Origin of the sequence: Pseudomonas sp. PvP089 (assembly GCF_017875165.1) — a bacterium.
Classification (GTDB): domain Bacteria; phylum Pseudomonadota; class Gammaproteobacteria; order Pseudomonadales; family Pseudomonadaceae; genus Aquipseudomonas; species Aquipseudomonas fortuita.
This window is the reverse complement of the sequence record NZ_JAGGME010000001.1, coordinates 4,321,211-4,342,542: the sequence shown is the minus strand read 5'-3', so window position 1 is coordinate 4,342,542 and position 21,332 is coordinate 4,321,211. Positions and strand designations below refer to the sequence as shown.

Genomic DNA, 21,332 nt, shown 5'->3' with positions numbered 1-21,332 from the left:
CAACGTCCTGCCTGTAGACCCTCACACCACCATCAACGAAGTGAACATCCGCCAAGGACAGCAAGAGGTCATCCGACTCCTGCGAAGCCGCTTCGACATCCAAAACACTACTGTTCTGGAATCACAATAATGTGTTCGCACTCAAGCACACCAAAGACGACTGTAGCGGCTCCAACGCCTGCCCCAGCCGCACCCACGGTGCAGTCCGCGCCTGCGACAAGCAACACCGCAGAAAGCACCGACACCCAACAGGCTCAGTCTGCAGCGAATGGGCGCAAGTCCCTCCGCATCGACCTGACCCAAGCATCCACCGGGAGTAGCTCTTCGGGGCTGAACATCCCTCTATAACGAGACCCCATGGCGAAGACCGAGCAAGAACCCGAACGGGGCCTTGCCGCAAGTCTTTATGCCAAGCTCGAACCAGATCGCGAGACCTTCCTACAGAGGGCGCGGGACTGTTCCAAATACAGCATCCCCACCCTGATCCCGCCTGCCGGTCACGCAAGTGGCACGAAGTTCTACACCCCATGGCAAGCGGTGGCCGCCCGAGGAGTTAACAACCTCGGAGCAAAATTGCTCATGGCCTTGCTCCCGCCGAACTCTCCCTTCTTCCGCCTGGAAATCGACGAGTTCACCGAAGAGAAGCTGACCAGCAATCCGCAGATGCACGCTGATGTTCAAGCGGGTCTAGCGAAGATTGAGCGCGCGGTGCAAACCGAGATTGAAACCACCGCCATCCGTGTGACTGGTTTTGAGTTGCTCAAGCATTTGATTGTTGGCGGCAACGGCCTTGTGTACCTGCCCCAGCAGGGCGGCATGAAGTTCTACCCCCTTGACCGCTACGTGGTCCGGCGTGACCCAATGGGCAACGTCCTGGACATCGTGGTCAAGGAGGAGGTCTCCCTGGCGGTACTGCCAGAAGAGGCCCGGTCATTAGTCGAGCCTGGCGATGACTCCGGCGACACCCCCCGAGACCATAACAAGAACGTCTCGATCTACACCCACATCACCCTCAAGGGTGAGACCTGGAACGTGTATCAGGAGGTCAAGGGTCAGATTGTTCCCGGCTCCCGAGGCACGTACCCGAAAGACAAGTGCGCCTGGCTCCCGATTCGATTCGTCAAGATCGACGGTGAGAACTATGGCCGCTCCTACGTGGAAGAGTACCTGGGCGACATCAAGTCCCTGGAAGGTCTCTCTCAGGCCATCGTGGAAGGCTCCGCAGCCTCCGCGAAAGTCCTGTTCCTGGTGAACCCCAACGGGGTCACTAGCTCCAGCGAGCTGGCCGAAGCGCCGAACGGCGACTTTGTGGATGGCGTGGCATCTGATGTCCAGGCCCTCCAGCTTCAAAAGTCCGGTGACTTCCGTGTGGCACTGGAGACCATCAACACCATCACTGAGCGCCTTGAGTTCGCCTTTATGCTGAACTCCGCGATTCAGCGGAATGGTGAGCGTGTGACAGCCGAAGAAATCCGGTACATGGCCGGGGAATTGGAAGCCGCCTTGGGCGGTGTCTACTCCATCCTCAGCCAAGAATTCCAGCTTCCGCTAGTCAACCGCATCATGTTCTCGATGCAGCGCCGCAAGAAGCTCCCCGAACTGCCCAAGGGCACCGTTAGCCCCACCATTGTGACGGGTATGGAGGCCCTTGGACGTGGCAATGACCTGACCAAACTGGACCAGTTCATCTCCACCATCATGCAGATTCCTGATGCCGCCTCCCGGATCAACTGGGGCAACTACATGACCCGCAGGGCCACCGCCCTCGGGATCGACACAGACGGCCTGGTGAAGACCGATCAAGAGGTACAGCAGGAACAACAACAGCAACAGATGCAGCAGGCAATGCAGTCGGGCGTAGCCCCGGCAGTGCAGGCCGCTGGTCGCATGATGGAGAAAGGCCAACCCGATGGCAGCCAAGCGCAAACCTAAAGAGCCCGAAGAGGGCGCAGTAACAGAGCCCCTTATCGAATACTTCGGTGAGGGCGCAGAGCAAGTTCAATTCAACATCAACCCCCAGGCCAAGCGATACCGCGTGTTCGCTAATGGCCGCGTTCTCGAAGACCTTTAATGGAAAGCATCGAAATCGTATCCCCGAACCCGTCTGCCCCCGAAGGGCATGATGAGGCAATGATTGCCGCCATCGACAAGGCCAATGCTGGCCCGGTAGGCGACAACATCACGACCCCTGCTGAAACCGTAGAGCGCCCCGAGGGCTTGCCCGAAGGCTTCGAATCCTGGGACCAATTGGCGAAAGCCTACGCCGACCTCAAGGCACCTGCCCCCGAGACTCCAGCAGCGACCGCAGAGCCCGAACCCTCTACGGCCACCCCGGATGAGGCGAGCAAGGCCCTGGAGTCGAAAGGCTTGGACCTGGATGAGTTCTCCCAGGAGTTCGACCGAACTGGCGCACTGAGTGCCGAAAGCTACGACCGCCTGGCAAAAGCGGGCTATCCGCGTGGCGTGGTCGACCAATATGTGGCGGGCCAGCAGGCTCTGGCAGACCAGCACATCTCCGCAATCAAGGGCGAAGCTGGCGGTGCCGATGCGTACGCAAGCCTGGTCACATGGGCCGAGGCCAATCTGGCACCGGCTCAAATCGAAGCCTTCAACACCGCAGTAAATGGCAGCCTGGAGCAAGCGAAGCTGGCCGTGAACGGCCTCAACGCGCAGTACCGCTCTGCAATTGGCAGCGAGCCAAACCTCATTGGCGGTGGCAAAGCAGCCGCAGCCGATGTCTTCGAATCCACCTCCCAGGTGACTGAGGCGATGAGCGATAAGCGCTACCGCAGTGACCCGGCATACCGTGCCCGAGTCCAGGCCAAGCTCCTCCGTTCCAACGTCTTCTGACGCCTGGCCGCAATAAGAAAAACAACAATGAGCGGCTTCACCGACGAACACTTCTCCATCAAGTGGATGGAGGAAGTGGATGGCGTGGACTACTGGGCATCTTCGCCTTTCCGCTACTGGATCGGTCCCGAAGGGACTGGCCGGTACGTGGATGTCCCCGCTGGCTTCATCACTGATGGAGCTTCTGTACCCCGTCCGTTCTGGTCACTGATTCCCCCATGGGGCACATACGGCCAGGCGGCAATCGTCCATGACTACCTGTGCGAGACCCTCACCGTCCTACTGGATGGCGTGCCTATTCGCATCACCCGAAAAGAATGCGACCGGATCTTGCTCCAGGCCATGACCGACCTTGGAGTTCCCCTGTGGAAACGCTCCGTAATTTATGGGGCCGTGCGTGCTTACGCATTGGCCGCAAACGTGACCCAGCCGTCCGGCCTGGTCCACCTACCCAACCCACCCCAATAAAAGGAAACACCCCCATGAGCTTTCTGAAAACCGTAGCCGTAGACGCTGAGTCGTTCCTGGCAAAAGTCCTGGCAAACCTGGTCTCCGAAGTCGCCGCTGACGGCACTGTGACCAAGGCTGATGCAATCCAGGCGGTGGCATCTGCCGCTGTTTCGACCCTGGCGAGCGCCACCAGCGCCTCCGCTGCATCCGGTGCCGTTGTCGCTGACAACTGATCAACCCGGCCTGGCCCGTAGCCGTTAATACGGGCCGCCTCAGCACCTTGAGAAGCAACAGAAAAGTCCAGCCGCACTGCGCCCCTGCGCGGTGGCAACGCGGGCCACGGGATTCATCCCGGCTCGCTCCATCGACTTTTTCTCAAGGATTCACCCCTCAATGTCTGATGCAACTGTTTCCCGCCTGGGCCAAGCGAACCTGACTGGCGATGCCAAAGCGCTGTTCCTGAAAGTGTTCTCGGGCGAAGTCCTGACTGCCTTTCAGGAGTCGTGCGTCACCGCTGACAAGCACCTGGTCCGCACCATTACCAGCGGCAAGTCTGCCCAGTTCCCAATCCTGGGCAAAATCTCGGCCCAGTACCACACTCCGGGCGCTGAGATTGCTGGCCTGAGCGTTCCTGCGAACGAGCAAGTTATCACCATCGACGACTTGCTCATCTCGCACGCCTTCATCGCTTCCATCGACGAAGCCATGAACCACTACGATGTCCGTGGTCCGTACTCGACTGAGATGGGCCGCGCTCTGTCGTACACCTACGATAAGCACATCCTGCAACTGGGCGTCCTGGCTGCCCGCGCATCGGCCCCGGTCTCGACCGAAGCTGGTGGCGGTTCGGTAACTGACTCCGCGCTGCTGACCGATACCACTGGCGAAGCCCTGGTAGCTGCACTGTTCGCAGCCGCGCAGAAGCTGGATGAGAAATTCATCCCGGCTGATGAGCGTTACGCCTACCTGACCCCAGCGGCGTACTACATGCTGGCTCAGAACACCAAACTGATGAACTCCCTGTGGGGCGGCCAAGGCAGCTATGCCAAGGGCGAACTGCCACAAGTGGCGGGCATCAACCTGGTGAAAGCTGTCCACGCTCCGTTCGGTTCCAACATCGCCACCGTTGCGAATGGCGGCACCGCGCTGACCGCAGGCACCAGCGACAAGTACGCTGTAGATGCCACCAGCACCGCAGCCCTGGTCATGCACAAGGCCGCTGTCGGCACCGTCAAGCTGATGGACCTGGCGATGGAGTCGGACTACGACATCCGCCGTCAAGGCACCCTCATGGTCGCCAAGTACGCCATGGGCCACGGCATCCTCCGCCCAGCAGCCGCTGTAGAGCTGAAAACCGCCTAACCACCAACCTAGCCTCACTCAAGGACTTCCTTGTGTGGGGCTTTTTTTTCGTGCCTAGAAAATGAAGACACTCGCCCAAACGACCGAGCTAGATGCCGTAAACATCATGCTCAATACCATTGGCGAGTCGCCAGTCAACTCCCTGGATGATGGCCTTCCCGTAGCGGATGCCGCCATCGCCCGCTCAGTCCTCCGCGAAGTCACCATCGACGTGCAATCGCCTGGATGGCAGTTCAACACTGAGCGCAACTACAAGCTGACTCCGGCTCTCCTCACGAAGTACATCACCGTCCCCGGCAACTGCCTGGAGGTCACACCTAGCGGCAAGAGCGCCACCCTGGACATCACTCTCCGGGGCACGCGCATTTACGACCGCCAGAACCACACGTATGAGTTCGGCTCCTCGATCACCGTGGACATGATCGTTCTCCTGGACTTCTCCGAACTTCCACAATCGGTGCGGCACTACATCACCGTCCGGGCCGCCCGAGTGTTCCAGCAGCGGAATGTGGGCTCCGATGTCCTCAACGGCTTCACCGAGAAGGACGAAACGCGGGCCCTGGTCGCCATTCGCAAGTACGACTCGGAGACCGGGGGCTACAACGTGCTGACCGGCAACTACTCCGTCATGCGGGTACTTGACCGATAGCCTATGTCCTTAATCTCATCCTCCATCCCGAACTTCGTTAACGGCGTCTCACAGCAACCATTCACCCTCCGTCTGTCCTCCCAACTGGACGCCCAAGAGAACGGCATCTCGACCGTCTCTGAGGGACTGATGAAGCGCCCCCCAACCACCCACCTGGCCCGAGTGACAGCCTCCCCATTGGAGTCGGCATTCGTCCACACCATCAACCGCGATGCGAGCGAGCGCTACCAAGTGGCGATCACCAACGGCGGACTCCGTGTATTTGCCGTAGACGGCACTGAGCGCACGGTGTCTTTCCCGGATGGAACCGGCTACCTAGCCGCAAGCGACCCGGCAAGCGACTTCACCGCGATCACCGTGGCGGACTACACCTTCATCGTGAACAAGGCCATCACCGTGGCGAACCGTGCAGCCGTGAGTGCCACCCGTGGGCCCGAGGCACTCATCAGTGTCATCCAGGGTAACTACGGGCGCACCTACGGGGTCATCCTCAACGGCGTGACCGTTGCTACATACGCGACCCCAGATGGGTCCGATGCCACGAAAACCTCCCTGGCCTCCACGGACTACATCGCCACGGAGCTGGTGGCGGGCATCCAAAGCGCGGGCTTCACATGCGTGCGGGCGGGCTCCTGTCTGTACATCACCAGCACCGCGGACTTCACCATCGACTGTTACGATGGTTTCAACAACAACGCCATGAAGGCGTACAAGAAGGTAGTCCAGTCGTTCTCCACGCTGCCTTCCAACTGCACCCAGGCCGGTGGCTGCCTGTTCGAAATTACCGGCGACCCTGGCGATTCTTCGGACGACTACTACGTCTACTACGATGTCGGTACTGACAGCACTGGCGTGTGGCGTGAGTGTGTCGGCCCTGGCGTGGCACTGGGCCTGGACGGCTCAACCATGCCGCACACGCTGGTCCGTAACGCGGACGGCACCTTCACCTTCCAGGCAGCCACCTGGACGGACAGAGTGGCAGGCGATGCGGACACCAACGAAGACCCGTCCTTTGTGGGCCGGACAATCAACGATGTTGTCTTCTACCGGAACCGCCTGGGATTCCTAGCCGATGAGGCCGTGATTTTCTCGGAGTCGGGGAAATACTGGAACTTCTACCGCACCACTGTGACGGAGCTTCTGGACAGCGATCCTATCGACGTGTCCAGCACGTACACCAAAGTCGCGATCCTCAAGCACGCGGTGTCGTTCAACAAGCAACTCCTGCTGTTCTCCGATGAGGTCCAATTCCTGATCGACAACGGGGACACCCTCACGCCCAAAACCATCTCCATCAAGCCGTCCACGGAGTTCGTGTGCAACGCCTTGACCACTCCTCAATCCGTGGGCAAGAACGTGTACTTCGCCTCTGACCGGGAGAACTGGACGGCCATCCGGGAATACTTCACGGACACCAACGATGTCTCCAACGACTCCACGGACGTGGCTTCGCATGTTCCCCAGTACATCCCTTCGGGCGTGTTCAAGATCGCCTCATCCAGTTCTGAGGATATGTTGTGCGTCCTCACTACCGGGGACCGCCATTCGATCTACGTGTACAAGTTCTACTGGGACGGTGACACGAAGGTGCAAAGCTCCTGGAGCAAGTGGACCTTCCCGGACACCGATACCATCCTGAGCGCGGAGTTCCTGGACTCCGAAGTGTTCCTGGCGATCAACCGCGCCGATGGCTTGTACTTCGAAAAACTCACTGTAGCCACGGACAGCCTGGGCACCAATGAGCCGTACCTGGTTCACCTGGACCGAAAGCAATACGTCACGAAAGACACCCTGAGTTACGCGGATGGCTACACCACCATCCCGCATTCGTGGGCTATGGATGACGGCACGTACATGGCCGTGACCGCCACCGGGCAGACACTCAAGCCTGGCGTGGTCGCTGAAATTGTGTGGGATGGGACAACAGCGAAGGTGAAGGGGAATTACACCTCCTCGGACCTTATCGTCGGTCGGCGGTACGTGTTCAGCTTCCAGCTAAGCACCATCACCGTGAAGACCCAAAGCGCAGGCGGGGGCACCAAGAGCGACACCGAAGGCCGCCTCCAGCTTCGCAAGGCGTCCGTGAACTTTGCCAGCACCGGGTACTTCCAGGTGAAGGTGACGCCACGTTACCGGGACACTTACACCTATACCTACTCGGGCAAGGTACTGGGCACCCCAAGCGCCACATTAGGACAGGCAGAGCTAAGCACCGGCAAGTTCACGTTCCCCATCATGACGCAGAACACGGATGCCACCATCGTTATTCAGAACGACTCTCCGATGCCTTCGGCCTTCCTGAGCGCGGACTGGGAGGGCTTCTTTGTCAAACGCAGCCAGGCTGTCTGAGGTCGCGTGGGTACTTGAGACGACACCGACACACTGCCATGAGTTGGCCGCCAACATGCGGGAGGAGGACCGGGACGAAATCTGGAAGTCCTCCCGCCTGCAACCCCTGGAAGCATTGCTCCTTGGGCAGATGGATTCCCTGCGCACTTGGACCTTCCTGGTTCATGGGCGTGTGGTCGCCATCTTCGGTGTGGCTCCGCTGACAGATATGGTCGGCGCTCCCTGGATGCTCGCTTCCCCTGAGCTTCCGCAAGCCCGCAAGACATTCCTGGCTCACTGCCGGGACTACATCAACCAAATGCACGAACTCCGTCCGGTCCTCATGAACCGGGCGTGGACGGGCAACCCTGTTCATCTCCTGTGGCTCCGCTGGCTGGGCTTTGAGTTCTGCGACCCGGAACCCTTCGGCCCCGATGGCGAAGCCTTCCAGGAATTCCAGAAGGTCCAATTCCCATGTGTACCATCGTAGCAGCAGCGTGGGCCGCAACGGCCATCGCAGCGGCTGGCACCACCGCGTCCGTGGTCCAGCAGAACCAGCAAGCGAAATCGACCGCAGCCTATGAAGAGCAGCAGTCTGAGAACGACTTGAAGGCGTTTCAGGACAACCAAGCGCAGACCGGGTATGCGAACGAGCAAGCCCGCCAGTCTGCCTCTCAGCAGGAATACCAGAACAACCTCAAGGCCCGAGCGGCTATGTCCACCGCGCGCGCCCAGGCGAGTGAAGCGGGCGTAGAGGGCAACTCCGTGGATGCGCTCCTGGCCGACCTCTCGGCTCAGCGCGACAACTACAACCAATCCGTAGAGCAGAACTACAGCACGACCGTAGCGAACAACAACACCCAGCTACAGAACAACTACTACGGCACCCAAAGCGCGCTCAACTCCCTCCGCTCTGTGGACTCCCCGAACTACCTGGAAGCGGCCAGCCGCCTCGGCTCCAGCGCTCTCGGGGCCTACAGCACCCAACTCCGGGCCAACTCCGGCTCAACCACCGTCACCCCTAATGGCTCCTAAGGAGGCCCCATGCGTGGACAAGTGAACTATGACCCTGGCGTCCAGGGCATGGAACAAGTAAACCCAATCGCCTTCCAGCCAGTCCGGGCGCACCTGGATGACACGGCTGGATTGAAGGCGAACCAATTGGCCCAGGCACTGGGCTCCTCAGCGATCCCCCAGGCGCTCCAGCAGTTCGGCTCCGCTGAGGACCAACAGGAGCGGCAGAAGGCCCAGGACACAGCCGACTCCATGACCGTGGGCGAGCTGGGCCAGAAGATCAAAGACGGCTCTATCCTGGCCTCCCAGTCCCCAGCCTTCCAGGGCACGCTCCAGCACATCTACGGTGAGAACCTGATGCAAGGCATGGAGCGGGACACCATGTCGAAAATCCAGACTGGCGAACTCCAGTTCACCGACCCGCAGCAGGTGGACGAGTACCTCACGAAGAGCCGCAATGAGGCACTTGAGGGGCAGAACCAGTTTGCCGTTGCGGGCTTCGACAAGGGCTATAACGCCTTCCGCATGAACGTGTTCGACACGAACGCACGGACGATGAACGCCAAGGCCATCACTGAGGGCATCCAGCAGTCCAGCGACAACCTCATGAACGTGGTCGGGGATGTCACTGGGAACCAGTTCAACGGCACTACTGACCAAGCCGCCCAGGCCATCGCCAGTCGCTTCAACCTTCTGTCGTCCACCTCGCTACTCCGGGACGATGCCCGCAAGACCACCTTGAACAACACGCTGGTCCAGATCGCGCAGACCGGAAACAAGTCCCTGGTGGACGCGCTCCTGGCTCAGAAGCTGTCATCCGGTGCCACTGTGGCGTCCACACTGGGCGGCACCACCGCTGCCGAAGTGAGCCTCCACGCGCAGAGCATGGATGACCAGAACCAGCGCAAGCGTGTGGATGATGAGATTCGCCCGTTCCTGACCCAAGCGGATGCCGGTGAACTGGACCAGAAGGGCTTCAATGACTGGGCGCAGAAGAACGAACGGTGGGTCACAGCCAGCACCTGGAACGCTGTCATCAAGCATAGCCAGTCCCAGTTGAATCAGCGGCAGAACAACATCAACCGCTTCCAGCTTCTGTCCACCGCCCAGCAGTCCATGGCGAACGCCCAGCAATCCACGCGGGTAGCCATCGACCAAGGCAACCTGGCGTACCTCCAGCCCCAGCAGGTGATGAGCCCCGAAGGCAAGATGAAGGCTTTCGAGACTGAGCAGTACGCCCAGCAGTACATGGCAAACCGTGTCCAGCAGGAGCAGATGCCGTTCGACAAGCAGGTGCAGTTCTACTCCACGAACAAGGTGGATAACCCGCAGTGGAAGAGCATTCTCCAGTCGGGTCTCACCAACCTGGCGTCCCTCGGCTGGACCCCGGACGGGAAGCAGCAGGGCCAGCTTAACCAGCAGGGCCAGGGCGCAATCGACACCTTCAACCACATCAACGCGGTGAACCCCGCATACGCCCAACAGCTTGCCGGTGGGGCATACCAGAAGCTCTCCGACATCCAGTTCTTGATGGAGAAGGGCGGATTCCCCGATGCCAACTCAGCGGCATCCCTGGTCTATCAGGGCGGGAACTCCGGTGTCACCGAGGCCGATATGGGGGCCATGAAGGCCAACGTAGCGAGCGCTGTGAATGACGTGGTGAACCCCGGCTTCCTATCTCGCTCCGTCCACTGGGCTGAGGGGCTTTGGGGCAATGACCAGACGAACCTCACGGCAGTCCAAGCGGACATCCGGCGAAGGTCGGAACTCCTCCTCAAGTCCGGCCAGGTGCCCGATGCGGCCAGCGCAGTGAAGGCCACCGTGCAGTACCTGCAAGACCCAAATGTCTCCACGAACATCAACAACACCCTGTACCTGAATAAAGACCTGCCTCAAGTCCCCAAGGGAGAAGACCGGGGGAAGTGGGTCGAGCGCTTCATTGACGAGGTGCCAGGGAAGATCGCGGATGAGCAAGACATCGGCAAGGGGAACATCCGCATGGAGCCCAATGACCGAGGCGGTTACACCATGTGGACCGGGGGAGTGCCCCTCACAGGCGTGAATCACCAAGTCCTCAACTACTCCCGCCAACAGGTTGAGAAGTGGATTGGCAACACCTACGCCGCAGACCTCAAGGCCAAGACAGCCGCAGCTAATGCAGAACATGCCGCCGAAGTGCAGCGTGCGCTGAATCCTATTGACCCGCAGTATCTCCAATAACAAAGGTAAGTAATGACTCAAATTTCTCTGGAAGATGCCCGGAAAATCACTGATTCGACCGAGCAACAATATGGCCTCCCTCAAGGGACGCTGTTCAAAATGAGCGGTGAGGAATCATCGTTCAACCTCGATGCCGAAAGCGGCAAGGGCGCCGAAGGTCCGTTCCAACTGATGCCCGCCACTCAAAAGGCATACGGCGTCACTGACCCCCACGACTACACCCAGGCCGCTGATGCCGCTGGGCGCTACATGCGGGACAGCCTGGCTAAGTACAACGGCAACATTGATATGGCCCTGGCCGACTACAACGGCGGCCCTCGGGCTGCCAAGGCGCTGGCCGCTGGGAGTCCCTGGCCGGAAACACGGGACTACCTGAGCAAGTTCAACGGCACCACCCCCGCAGCAGGGCAGACCCCCTCGGGAAAGCCTGACCCCCTGTCCTCCGCTTTCATCTCCGGCGATTCAGTCAACCCGGATCAGAGCGCTTCCGCCTCGGACCTGGTGCAGATGCAGGCCCAGCAGCGGGCAGAGAACGGGGGGCTCATCAACAACGTAGAGAATATCCCCCAAGCTCTGGCCCTGGGCTTCGCCTCGGACAACTCCGTGGTGAACTGGTGGCGGGAAAGGGGCACCCAATCGACGGACTGGAATTTCTCCTGGGACAACTACAAGGCTGGCAAGTACCTGGAGGGCATTCCCGAGAAGAACTGGGACTACATCCTCCAGGCCACAAGTGACTCCGATGCTGACTTCCGGCGCTCCCGTATGCAGCAGTCCATGCAGGATGAGCAGAAGCTGTCTGAAATGGGAGTCGCAGGCCTTGGGGGCCGTTTAGTCGGCGGGCTGGTGGATTTGCCCACGCTCATCGGATTTGTCCCCGGTATGGGCGGCGAAGGCTTACTCACGGCTGGCTCACGGATTGCCAACGCAGTCCGCATGGGCGTGGTCGGGGCTGGGACCAACGTGGGCTATGACGCGCTGATGAACCGATACAACCCGCTCCGCACGGATGACGACTTGTACATCTCCGCTGCGATGGGCCTGGGCCTCGGGGCCATTGGCGGTAGCCTCGCTCGCGTAGAGGGGCCGCTGGCTGAGGAAAACGCCCGCCTGGCCCAGTGGGGTCGCCAGGAGTCCGGCAAGGCGCAAATCAGGGAGCTTACCGATGCGGGCCTCATGCGCCCCGGTGAAGGCGCGCTGAGCCAGCCTGAGTTTCTCCGCAGGTTCGGCCAGGACGTGGACACGAAGAACACCCCTGGCAACGCCATTATCTGGCGGACGGAGGACGGAGGTTCCGCCCGCATCCATTCGCCGGGGGAGGAACCCAAGACCGTGGACTTGCCGCCCGAGGAGCCACGGGCACCAGAGGAACCACCGGCAGCGGGTGAACCACGGGATGAGCCGCAGGAACCATCAGTGGGTACACCTGGGCGCAAGCAGCCTTGGAGCGAAGAGTGGGACACCCCCCGCTACGAAGCCAGTGGCGGCCGGGATGACAACCTGATCCTCCCCAGTGGCGTCAACCGCGTGAGCCAGTTGGCCGATTACGTCCGGGCGTACTCAAAGAACCCCGAGACGGTCAAAGTGCTGAACCGTGTCCTCAAGGCTGTGGACCTCCGCAAGATGAACTTCAAGGTCATCGAACAGGGCCAGAAGTTTGGCAATGCGGCGATGGACGCGGTAATTAAAACTGCTAAGGGCGCGGTTCTTACCCCGCACCAGTCCACCGGGGATGGCATTCAAATGTTCCTCCGGGGCCATTCCTACATGAGCCCCACCGGGCGTCTGTCGGACCTGTCCGGCCTGAATGAAGAAACCTTCGTGCATGAGCTGGTCCACGCAGCCACCGTGTACAAGATGCACGCCACCAGCGACCGCCTGATGTCCACGGACCCGCAGATCAGCAAGGCCACTACGGACCTCAGCACGCTGCACGACTCGATGCTCAAGGCTGCGCAGAGTGAGTTCGGGGAACACTGGAAGAGCGCTCTGGAGGGTCGCCTGGGGATTAACCTGGACAACCCCAAGGAGATGATCGCCTACGGACTGACTAATGCCCGGTTCCAGCAGTGGCTCAAGGGGAAGGCCCTTCCAGGCAAGCCCGATGCTTCCTTGTGGGACCGTTTTGTCGGTGGCCTTCGAAAGTTGCTAGGAATCGGCAAAAACGAACACAACGCCCTGTCCCGCCTGGTGGAGCTGGCGAACCCACTTACCCGCCCAGGAGGCGTGTCCAGGACGGTGCGCAGTCCCGCATTGGAAGGCAGCGTGGATGCTCAGGCCGCGAAGGCTGCGCACATCCCCGAAGTGTTCGGCTGGGGCCTCGGCCTGGAAAACAAGCTTGGCAAAGCTGACTCTCCAACCGCAGTCCGTGCGCTGGCCGCCAAGCTCTTCGGCACGTCCATTGGCTACAAGGACCATTCCGTGGTCGGGCCCAATGCCTGGGACGACACCACGAAGTGGGCAGAAGGCTGGGCCACGCAGATGAAGAAAGCCTCGCTCCCGCAGTTCCAGAAGTGGTTCCAGGCCAACGGCTTCAAGTGGCACCAGAAGGCTGAGGCATTTGACCACTTCGGTAGCCTGGTGTCGGACTTCATCCGGGGCCGGGATGCTGACTTCCCTGATGAGGTAGTGCGTGCTGGTGAGACCGTCCGAAAGACCCTGGACCATGTGGCGGACTACATCAACAACCCGCTCAAGGATGAAGGGCGGATCAAGCTGGGCCTGACTGAAACGGAAATCCGTGACTCCGACACGGGCGCTACCTCCGTGGTCGGCACCCTGGAAAAGAACCCGAACTACCTCCCGCGAAAGCATGACGTGAACAAGTGGAACTCCATGGTCAACACCTGGGGCCACGAAGCTGTCACCGGATGGTGGGCTAGGGCGTATCAGGGAGCCCGTGAGGGCATCTCGGATGAGGCCGCCAACCGCTGGGCGAAGTGGTACGTTCGGACTGTCGAAGAGGCCCATGCGAACCGCACGCAGGACGCGATGGGTTCCATGATGATGGGCACCGACCGGGAAGCCTTGAAGCACTCGCTGATGCTCAATGGCGGTTACTCCGAAGAGGAGGCCGTCCGGGTCATGGACGATATGCTGCCCACGAAGGGGACTGATGCGGGGCGTACTGCCGCAAGCCTCAAGAACCGGAACTCCGTGAACGAGCTGCACACCGAGACCTGGACAGGTGCCGATGGGACGAAGAGCGCTGTTTCTCTCAACGATTTCATCCACACCAACGCCTTCGAAGTAGTGGAGCCGTACCTGCGCCGTATGGCAGGGAGCGTGGCCCTTGCAAAGCACCTGGACGTGTACAAGGGGCAGGACATCGAAAAGGCCATCATGGCCGCCACGGAGAACAAGTTCGGGGAAGGGATGCGCCCAGGCGCGAACGTGGCCGGTATGCGAAAGGACTTGAAGTTCGCCTTCGATCGCATCCAGGGCCTCCCGATGGAGGAGTTCTCCACGCTCAACAAGAGCCTGGAAATGTGGCGTAACTTCAACGTCATCCGCCTCATGGGCGGGGCGGTATGGAACCAAGTCTCCGAACTGTCGCAGATCACTGGGTCCATGGGATGGAAGGCCACGCTTCAGGCCGTGCCCACTCTCCGAGCACTGCGCCGTGACATCGCCATTGGCAAAGCCCCGGATGACCTCCTGGACCACCTGGAGAACACAATCGGAGGTGCCGGGGCTGACTACGTGGCCCGCCTGAATTTCAGCGCCAAGGACGATTGGGTTCGCCATAACGGTGACACCGCGTTCAACCGCAAGCTGGATGCCGTGGACAACGGGCTACGCAAGGTCGCCAAAGGCGTCCTGGACTGCACCGGCATGACACCGCTCATGATCCAGCAGAAGCGCATCCACGCTATCGCCCTGGTGAATCACTGGGTCAATCACGCCAATGGTGCGGCGTCCAAGCTCCTCACCGATGACCGACTGGCCTGGATGGGGATGAGCAGAGAACAAGCGAACGGCGTTCTGGCGGACCTCAAGAAGTACAGCACTCCCCGGAATGGTGCCTTCGGGCCGTCCCATAAGCTGGACTTCGGGGCCTGGGTTAAGGACTCCCCTGAGAACTACTCCAGGTTCATGACTGCGATGCACCGTGAGTCTCGCCGTGTCATCCAGGAGAACGACCTTAGTTCCATGATTCCACTCATGGGGACCACACTAGGAAAAGCCATGTTCCAGTTCATGGCCTTCACCATGCACGGCTGGAACAAGTCCATGCTCTTCGCCGCGAACCACCGGGACTGGGCCACGTTGTCCACTGTCCTGCACGGGGGATTCCTGGCGAGCCTGACCTACATGGGCCGAACCATGCTGGATTCCATGGGGATGAATGAGGAGAACCGCCAGAAGTTCCTGGACCAGCGTATGGCCCCCGGCCAGATTGTGGCCAACAGCTTCGGCAAAATTTCTCAGGCTTCTCTTCTGCCAAACCTCTATGACACGGTGTCTCCGTACCCGCTGTTCTCGGGGATGCGGACCACCAGCGACCTGTCCAGCTTTGTTTCCAACCCAACCTATCAGGCCATCAACGGCCTCATCTCCATGAAGAAGCTCGTCAAGAACGGGCTCTCTGATGACTCCCAAACGTCCGCTTCGGACATCAAGAACTGGGCTCGCCTCCTGCCGCTGAACAACGTAGCGCCCGTTAGCACCATGTTGAACATGATCGCCAACGACTACCCAACCGGCTCGAAGCAGCACTGACATAACCACCTCAACGGGAACCCCGGCTTCGGCTGGGGTTTTCTTTTTTTTGGAACCCTCTATTTGGCTTACACACCCTACAGCTACGTCCAGTTGAAAGCGGACGGAGCAACCACAAACTTCCCCTTCAACTTCCCCTACCTGGACACCGCCCATATCCAGGTGTCCGTGGACACAGTGGTCACGGACTTCACTTGGGTAGATTCGTACACCATCAAGATCGCCTCCGCGCCTGTCGCTGGTGGCGTGGTCGAGATTCGCCGGATCACTCCCAAGGATTCCGCCATTGTTTCTTTCCAGGATGGCTCCACGCTCCTGGAAGCCGACCTGGATCTGATGGTCACGTACAACCTGTACTGCGCCCAGGAGGCGTATGACGGCACCCAGGCTAGCATCCACCTGACCGCTGATGGCGTATGGGATGGGCAAGGTGTCCGTGGCACTGACTTCGCAGACCCTGTAGATGCGCAAGACCTGATGACGCTCAACTACATGAACGTCAACTTCAAGAACACCATGCTTGCGATTGAGCAGGACTCCATCGACAAGACCACTGCTATCCGTACAGCCGCCAACAGTGACCTGGAGGCGATTCACACGACTGCTGTGAACGATCTCAACACCATCACTCAGGCCGCAGAAGCCGCAACCTCAGCTTCCCAAACGGCTGCCAAAACGAGCGAAACCAACGCCGCGAACTCGGCAGCCGCAGCTTCGGCATCGGAGACAGCCAGTGCCGCCTCTCAGGCCTCTGCGAAAACCAGCGAGACCAATGCCGCAACGTCTGAGCAGCAGGCAGCCGGTTACGCTGCGAGCTTGAAGCTGCCTGCCGCAACGGGGGAGGCGCTCCAGGCTCTTCGGCAGAACTCCACGGAAACAGGGCTGGAATACTTCCCGTCCCACCTGGCGCATGGCCTGGGGGCCGTTGTGGACTTCCGAAGCACCACGATGGCGGCTGCAACCCCAGCGGACTTGTACGGCACAGGCACCCAGGTGGGGTTCATCTCCGGGGGGCCAGCAGGGTTAGCTATCCCAGGTCTAGGCGACCCTACCTACGGCGTCCTAGTGAATCATGCGCAGTGGAAGGACTCATCGGCGCTGACCGCAATCTGCCAGGAGTTCTCCTCAGGCACTGAGCGCTTCTTCCGTTACGCCACGGCAGCAACTACCTGGTCCGGCTGGCTCACGGTGTACAACAGCGCTCACTTCGCTATCGCTGACTACCTCAAGGCAGGAGAGACGCAAGACACAACGGGGATGCGCTTTGCATCAGCCAGCCCGCCCGCCATCGCCAACATCACCTCCAGTGGTGCAGCCAACGCACTCACCATCGGTAACGGCTCCAACGACTATGCCTCCGCCGTCATGGCGTTCATTCGCGATGGGCAGTACGCCTGCTACCTGGGCATCGACACGGACAACGTGTTCAAAGTCGGTGGCTGGTCCATGGGGGACGTGTCTTACCCAATCATCCATACGGGCAACTTGGGGGCGTACACCGGCCAGCTCGCAGTGGGCGCGGTCGGCACCTATGCCTTCATGTGGGCGAACGGCAACTACGCCCCAGGCACGCTCCTGGCTGGCTCTGCCATCTACTACGGCTCCTACAACTACCAATCTTCCGTCACGGCATCCGGCACATGGATGGTGTGTGGATACCTTTCCTCCGGCTACAAGGCCACCGTTATGTTGCGAGTAGCGTAATGACTGATACCAGCACCACCAGCACCACTCCAGCGGTGTACACCACGGCTTCGGGCCCGGCCTATGCCAACGCTGACAAAACCGCCGTGACCCTCACTGTCACCTTCACGGGGATTGGTAAGGCCCCATTCACGGCCAGCCAGGATGACACTCACGACTACGGGCGCGAGCTATTCACCCGCGCAGTAGCAGGGGACTTCGGGACCGTAGGGGACTTTGCGGTCTCCAGCTCCACCACACGGATGGAGTTCGTTCTGAGCCGCGCCGATGCCGTTGCAGCCATCACAGTAACCACCACCGCAGGTAATACCTTCAATGGCGATGAGGCCAGCCAGAACCGCATGGCTCGCTCCATTGTTGCCCTGGGCGACACCGACACCATCACTTGGGTACTTGCGGACAACAGCACCATCCAGGCCACTAAGGCCGAACTCCAGGAGGCGCTCAGGCTCTCCGGGGAAGCCCAAACGGCCCTATGGGTCCAGACCACCACAACCTCTTAATTGATTCGCCCTCGGCAGACCGGGGGCCACCACTTGGAAAACAACAATGAGCGAAACAATCGACCGCCGCGTGACTCGTCTTGAGGTCCGCGTGGAGGCGCAAGAAAAAGAACTGGGCGTGGTCCAGAAGATGACCGAAGCCTTGAATGAGGCCCTGACCAACATCCAGGACAACCTCACTCAAATCAAATGGCTCGCCTTGGGCGTAGCTATAACCATGGCCGTGAACTACCTCGGCTTCCCTAAAGCACTCGAAATGGTGGTCCACCATGTCCTCGGATAGAGCAACCGAAAAGGAACTTGCAGTAGTCCACAACGAGTTCGCCGTGTGGTGTCTAGAAATCATGCGTGGCGTCCCCGTGACCATCGACGGCGAAGGGGTGATGGAGGAGGGAAAGCTGGTGCGTTCGCCACCTGCACCGGCCTATCTCAACGTCATCCGCCAGTTTCTGAAAGACAACAAGATTGAATCCCTGGCCCCTAAGGGAACCACAATGGGAGACCTTAGCGACCTCCCAGTGTTTGACGATGACAATGTAGTTACGTTGTCACGCTAGCTTCTCATATTCAGCTTTGAGTGCTTCGCTTAACTCGCGATAAAAGGTATCGCGTATTTGGACTCTCTCTTCTGATTCGCCAGGAAAAGCCCCCGTTTCCGCCATCCTAATCAGAGCTTCTATATCTATGCTTTCAGTGTCATCAAAGGGGAATTCAGATTCTTCACAGTGCTTGTAAAGCCAGCCAAGTTTTGACTCTGCGAGGGCGTATAGATGGTCTGATTTAAATTCATCGCTAATAGCGGTGAGGCTCAATATGTAGCCAGCGCTCAGTCTTCTATCCATATCATTTGAGTAGTCTGCTGGGGTGAGTGCGAATCTTCCAGATATGTGTTCTAGGATTGATATGAAGTACAGAAGGACGTAAGGCAATCTGCTGTAAAGGTAGGACCACTGGCTAACCGTATCTCGATAAGAAGAGAAAATGAAATTCGCTTGATAGGGTTTGGTTACGATTGCTGTTTTTGTTGTAAACAGGTGCGTGGCTTTGTTGCAAAAGCCGTCAAAGCTATCAGAGTTGCTTTTATCGTATCTCAACTGGGTAAGGAATTCCGCATTGAATACATCGGCCTTACCCACCTTGTCGAGTACTCTCTGGATTCTCGCCCTGTGTCCATCAAGGCCACCATTCTTACCGTGGTCGAGCTTCGGCGGGGAATATGAGAATTTTTCAGCAAATGAGTCGCGGTCATCAACAATTGCTTCTAGAACAAATAAATTATCCTGCAACGGTTTGCGCAGTAGTGTGTAGGCTACGGCGAGCTTCCCTTTGCGTGAAGCTTCTAGTGCTTCAAATACATAATGAAGCATGTCGGAAAGGATAGCTGGGAACATCCTGCTTATGAGTAGGTCTGGGATTTTTGACTTGTCTGCAATGCTGTCTAGCCAAGTTGAAATGTCTTCTACCGGGACTTCGTGCGCTCGGAGGTATCCATTGTCAATCGGGATGTCAAATATTCTTTGCTCCATGCCTGACTTTAGCATTTGTACAGCGATGTCGTGTGCGGTGAAACAAGCTTCATAGCTAGAGTGAAATACGGGCGGGAGTTGAGTGTTTTGTTCCTTTAAGCGAGCGTTCATTTCATCCCTGCTATGTAGTTGATGGGCGTAAGCTCAGATTTTATTTCTAACCAATCCATAAAACAATAACAGGTGCCCCCAGGCGCGTCCTGGGCTGCCTTACGGTTTTGCCTTGGCTCGTTCCTGCTTGGGCCCAAGGAGTCCCTTTGCCGTATGGCTGACCGCATTAAAGTTCACCCCGCCCAGGAAGACTTTCGAAAGTTTATCTACCTGGTATGGAAACACCTCAACCTCCCCGAACCCACCCCCGTCCAATACGACATCGCCCGATACCTGCAACACGGTCCCCGGCGATGCGTCATTGAAGCCTTCCGAGGAGTGGGCAAGTCATGGGTCACAGCCGCATTCGTGTGCTGGCTCCTGTGGCGAAATCCCCAACTCCGCATCTTGGTAGTGTCCGCCTCTAGCGCGCGCGCCGATGCGTTCTCCACCTTCGTCAAACGCCTCATCCACGAAATGCCGTTGCTCCAGCACCTCAAGCCGGGGCCGGATCAGATCGACAAGATGGTAGCGTTTGAGGTTGCCCCCGCGCTGCCTGACCAGTCCCCCTCGGTTAAATCCGTGGGCATCATGGGTCAGATCACTGGTTCCCGTGCTGACATCATCATTGCGGACGACATCGAAATCCCGAACAACTCTGCCACGCAGATGATGCGGGACAAGCTGTCCGAGGCCGTGAAGGAATTCGATGCGATCCTCAAGCCGCTCCAGACGGCACGCATCATCTACCTGGGCACACCTCAGTGTGAGATGTCCTTGTACAACCGGCTCCCCGAACGAGGCTATGAAATCCGTGTGTGGCCCGCGCTGTACCCGACACTCCAGAAGGTGCCGCACTACAAGGGCAGCCTGGCCCCATTTATCACGCAAGCGATGGAAGCTGACCCAACACTATCAGGCAAGCCAACGGACCCGCGAAGGTTCGATGAGAAAGACCTGATGGAGCGTATGGCGTCGTATGGCCGCGCTGGCTTCGCCCTCCAGTTCATGCTGGACACCAGCCTCAGTGACGGTGACAAGTTCCCGCTCAAGGTCCAAGACCTGATGGTGATGAACCTCAACCCGATCATGGCTCACGTCAAGTTGGCCTGGGCTGCATCGCCTGAACTCTGCATCAACGATATGCCCACGGTTGCGCTCACCGGGGACCGCTTCTACCGGCCTATGTGGCACGCCAGCGAGATGAGCGAGTACACCGGATGCGTGATGGCTATTGACCCCTCGGGCCGTGGTCAAGACGAAACCGGCTATGCCGTGGTGAAAGTCCTCATGGGCAACCTGTTCCTGGTGGCCGCTGGGGGCCTCCGTGGTGGCTACTCCGATGAAACACTGGAGACGCTCGCCAAGATTGCCAAGGCGCACCAAGCAAACCACATCATCATCGAAGCCAACTTCGGTGACGGCATGTACACCAAGCTCTTCCAGCCGATCCTGCAGAAGCATCACCGCTGCCTGGTCGAAGAGGTGAAGCACTCGCAGCAGAAAGAGCAGCGCATCATCGACACCCTGGAACCCGTCCTCACGCAGCACCGTCTCATCGTGGACCAGAAGCTGATTGAGCGGGACTTTGAGTCGGCCCAGGCAGACATCAAGTACAGCTTGTTCTACCAGCTCACGCGCCTCACGCGCGACCGTGGGGCCTTGTCTCATGATGACCGGCTCGATGCCCTGGCGATGGCCGTGGCGTACTGGGTAGACCATATGGCTCGGGACAACGACAAGGCTGTCCAGGAGATGCGGACCAAGAACATGGATGCCGAATTGAAGAAATTCATGGGCCACGTACTGGGCCGCTCTCAGCGCAACAAAGGCTGGATGGGAGGTAATGCGGGGGCCCGGTGATCTTCCACACTGCCCGCGCTATAGTGCCCCTCATTCCCGTAATCATGGACG

Annotated in this window: 17 protein-coding genes; 16 read left to right on the top strand and 1 reads right to left on the bottom strand. The window is 59.2% G+C overall.

Translation table 11 applies throughout. The annotated features are described in order from the left end of the window. Positions 1-357: 357 nt before the first annotated feature. From J3A71_RS19805 to J3A71_RS19735, 15 genes are all read left to right on the top strand, one after another. A complete protein-coding gene (locus J3A71_RS19805; RefSeq protein ID WP_209953137.1) occupies positions 358-1,932 on the top strand; it encodes a portal protein in 1,575 nt (524 codons plus the stop codon). A 138-nt stretch (positions 1,933-2,070) separates the two neighbouring features. Continuing rightward, positions 2,071-2,850 carry a hypothetical protein gene (locus tag J3A71_RS19800; protein ID WP_209953131.1) on the top strand — a complete coding sequence of 260 codons (780 nt, stop codon included), beginning with the start codon at positions 2,071-2,073 and terminating at the stop codon, positions 2,848-2,850. A gap of 27 nt (positions 2,851-2,877) precedes the next feature. Next, positions 2,878-3,318 carry a DUF1353 domain-containing protein gene (locus tag J3A71_RS19795; RefSeq protein ID WP_209953129.1) on the top strand — a complete coding sequence of 147 codons (441 nt, stop codon included), beginning with the start codon at positions 2,878-2,880 and terminating at the stop codon, positions 3,316-3,318. A gap of 14 nt (positions 3,319-3,332) precedes the next feature. Further along, entirely contained in the window at positions 3,333-3,533 is a 201-nt protein-coding gene (locus J3A71_RS19790) for a hypothetical protein (RefSeq protein ID WP_028692652.1), read from the top strand. A gap of 160 nt (positions 3,534-3,693) precedes the next feature. Then, on the top strand, positions 3,694-4,662 hold the full coding sequence (locus tag J3A71_RS19785; protein WP_009682613.1) for a phage capsid protein: 969 nt from the start codon (positions 3,694-3,696) through the stop codon (positions 4,660-4,662). Positions 4,663-4,723: 61 nt separating this feature from the next. Next, entirely contained in the window at positions 4,724-5,311 is a 588-nt protein-coding gene (locus tag J3A71_RS19780) for a hypothetical protein (protein WP_060518957.1), read from the top strand. Between the two features lie 3 nt (positions 5,312-5,314). After that, positions 5,315-7,660, top strand: coding sequence for a hypothetical protein (locus J3A71_RS19775; RefSeq protein ID WP_182337317.1), 2,346 nt, complete (start codon positions 5,315-5,317; stop codon positions 7,658-7,660). Continuing rightward, positions 7,635-8,129 carry a hypothetical protein gene (locus J3A71_RS19770; RefSeq protein ID WP_155952726.1) on the top strand — a complete coding sequence of 165 codons (495 nt, stop codon included), beginning with the start codon at positions 7,635-7,637 and terminating at the stop codon, positions 8,127-8,129. The genes J3A71_RS19775 and J3A71_RS19770 overlap by 26 nt, the downstream gene beginning before the upstream one ends. Continuing rightward, positions 8,114-8,674, top strand: coding sequence for a hypothetical protein (locus J3A71_RS19765; protein ID WP_060518953.1), 561 nt, complete (start codon positions 8,114-8,116; stop codon positions 8,672-8,674). The genes J3A71_RS19770 and J3A71_RS19765 overlap by 16 nt, the downstream gene beginning before the upstream one ends. A gap of 9 nt (positions 8,675-8,683) precedes the next feature. Then, the gene (locus J3A71_RS19760) at positions 8,684-10,873 is read left to right on the top strand and encodes a hypothetical protein (protein WP_209953127.1); all 2,190 of its coding nucleotides are present in this window, start codon (positions 8,684-8,686) and stop codon (positions 10,871-10,873) included. Between the two features lie 12 nt (positions 10,874-10,885). Beyond that, a complete protein-coding gene (locus J3A71_RS19755; RefSeq protein WP_209953125.1) occupies positions 10,886-15,595 on the top strand; it encodes a lytic transglycosylase domain-containing protein in 4,710 nt (1,569 codons plus the stop codon). A gap of 63 nt (positions 15,596-15,658) precedes the next feature. Next, complete coding sequence (locus J3A71_RS19750; protein WP_209953123.1) at positions 15,659-17,299, top strand: phage tail fiber protein; 1,641 nt, start codon at positions 15,659-15,661, stop codon at positions 17,297-17,299. Next, entirely contained in the window at positions 17,299-17,802 is a 504-nt protein-coding gene (locus J3A71_RS19745) for a hypothetical protein (RefSeq protein ID WP_209953121.1), read from the top strand. Before J3A71_RS19750 ends, J3A71_RS19745 begins: the two co-directional genes overlap by 1 nt. A 46-nt stretch (positions 17,803-17,848) precedes the next feature. Then, a complete protein-coding gene (locus J3A71_RS19740; RefSeq protein ID WP_009682604.1) occupies positions 17,849-18,085 on the top strand; it encodes a hypothetical protein in 237 nt (78 codons plus the stop codon). Continuing rightward, a complete protein-coding gene (locus tag J3A71_RS19735) occupies positions 18,072-18,359 on the top strand; it encodes a hypothetical protein (RefSeq protein ID WP_182337323.1) in 288 nt (95 codons plus the stop codon). Before J3A71_RS19740 ends, J3A71_RS19735 begins: the two co-directional genes overlap by 14 nt. On the opposite strand, the gene J3A71_RS19730 is transcribed toward J3A71_RS19735, so the two are convergent. Then, entirely contained in the window at positions 18,351-19,328 is a 978-nt protein-coding gene (locus J3A71_RS19730; protein WP_209953119.1) for a hypothetical protein, read from the bottom strand. The genes J3A71_RS19735 and J3A71_RS19730 overlap by 9 nt on opposite strands. A gap of 264 nt (positions 19,329-19,592) precedes the next feature. On the opposite strand from J3A71_RS19730, the gene terL reads away from it, so the two are divergent. Further along, positions 19,593-21,281 carry a phage terminase large subunit gene (gene terL / locus J3A71_RS19725; protein ID WP_209953117.1) on the top strand — a complete coding sequence of 563 codons (1,689 nt, stop codon included), beginning with the start codon at positions 19,593-19,595 and terminating at the stop codon, positions 21,279-21,281. Positions 21,282-21,332 lie beyond the last annotated feature (51 nt).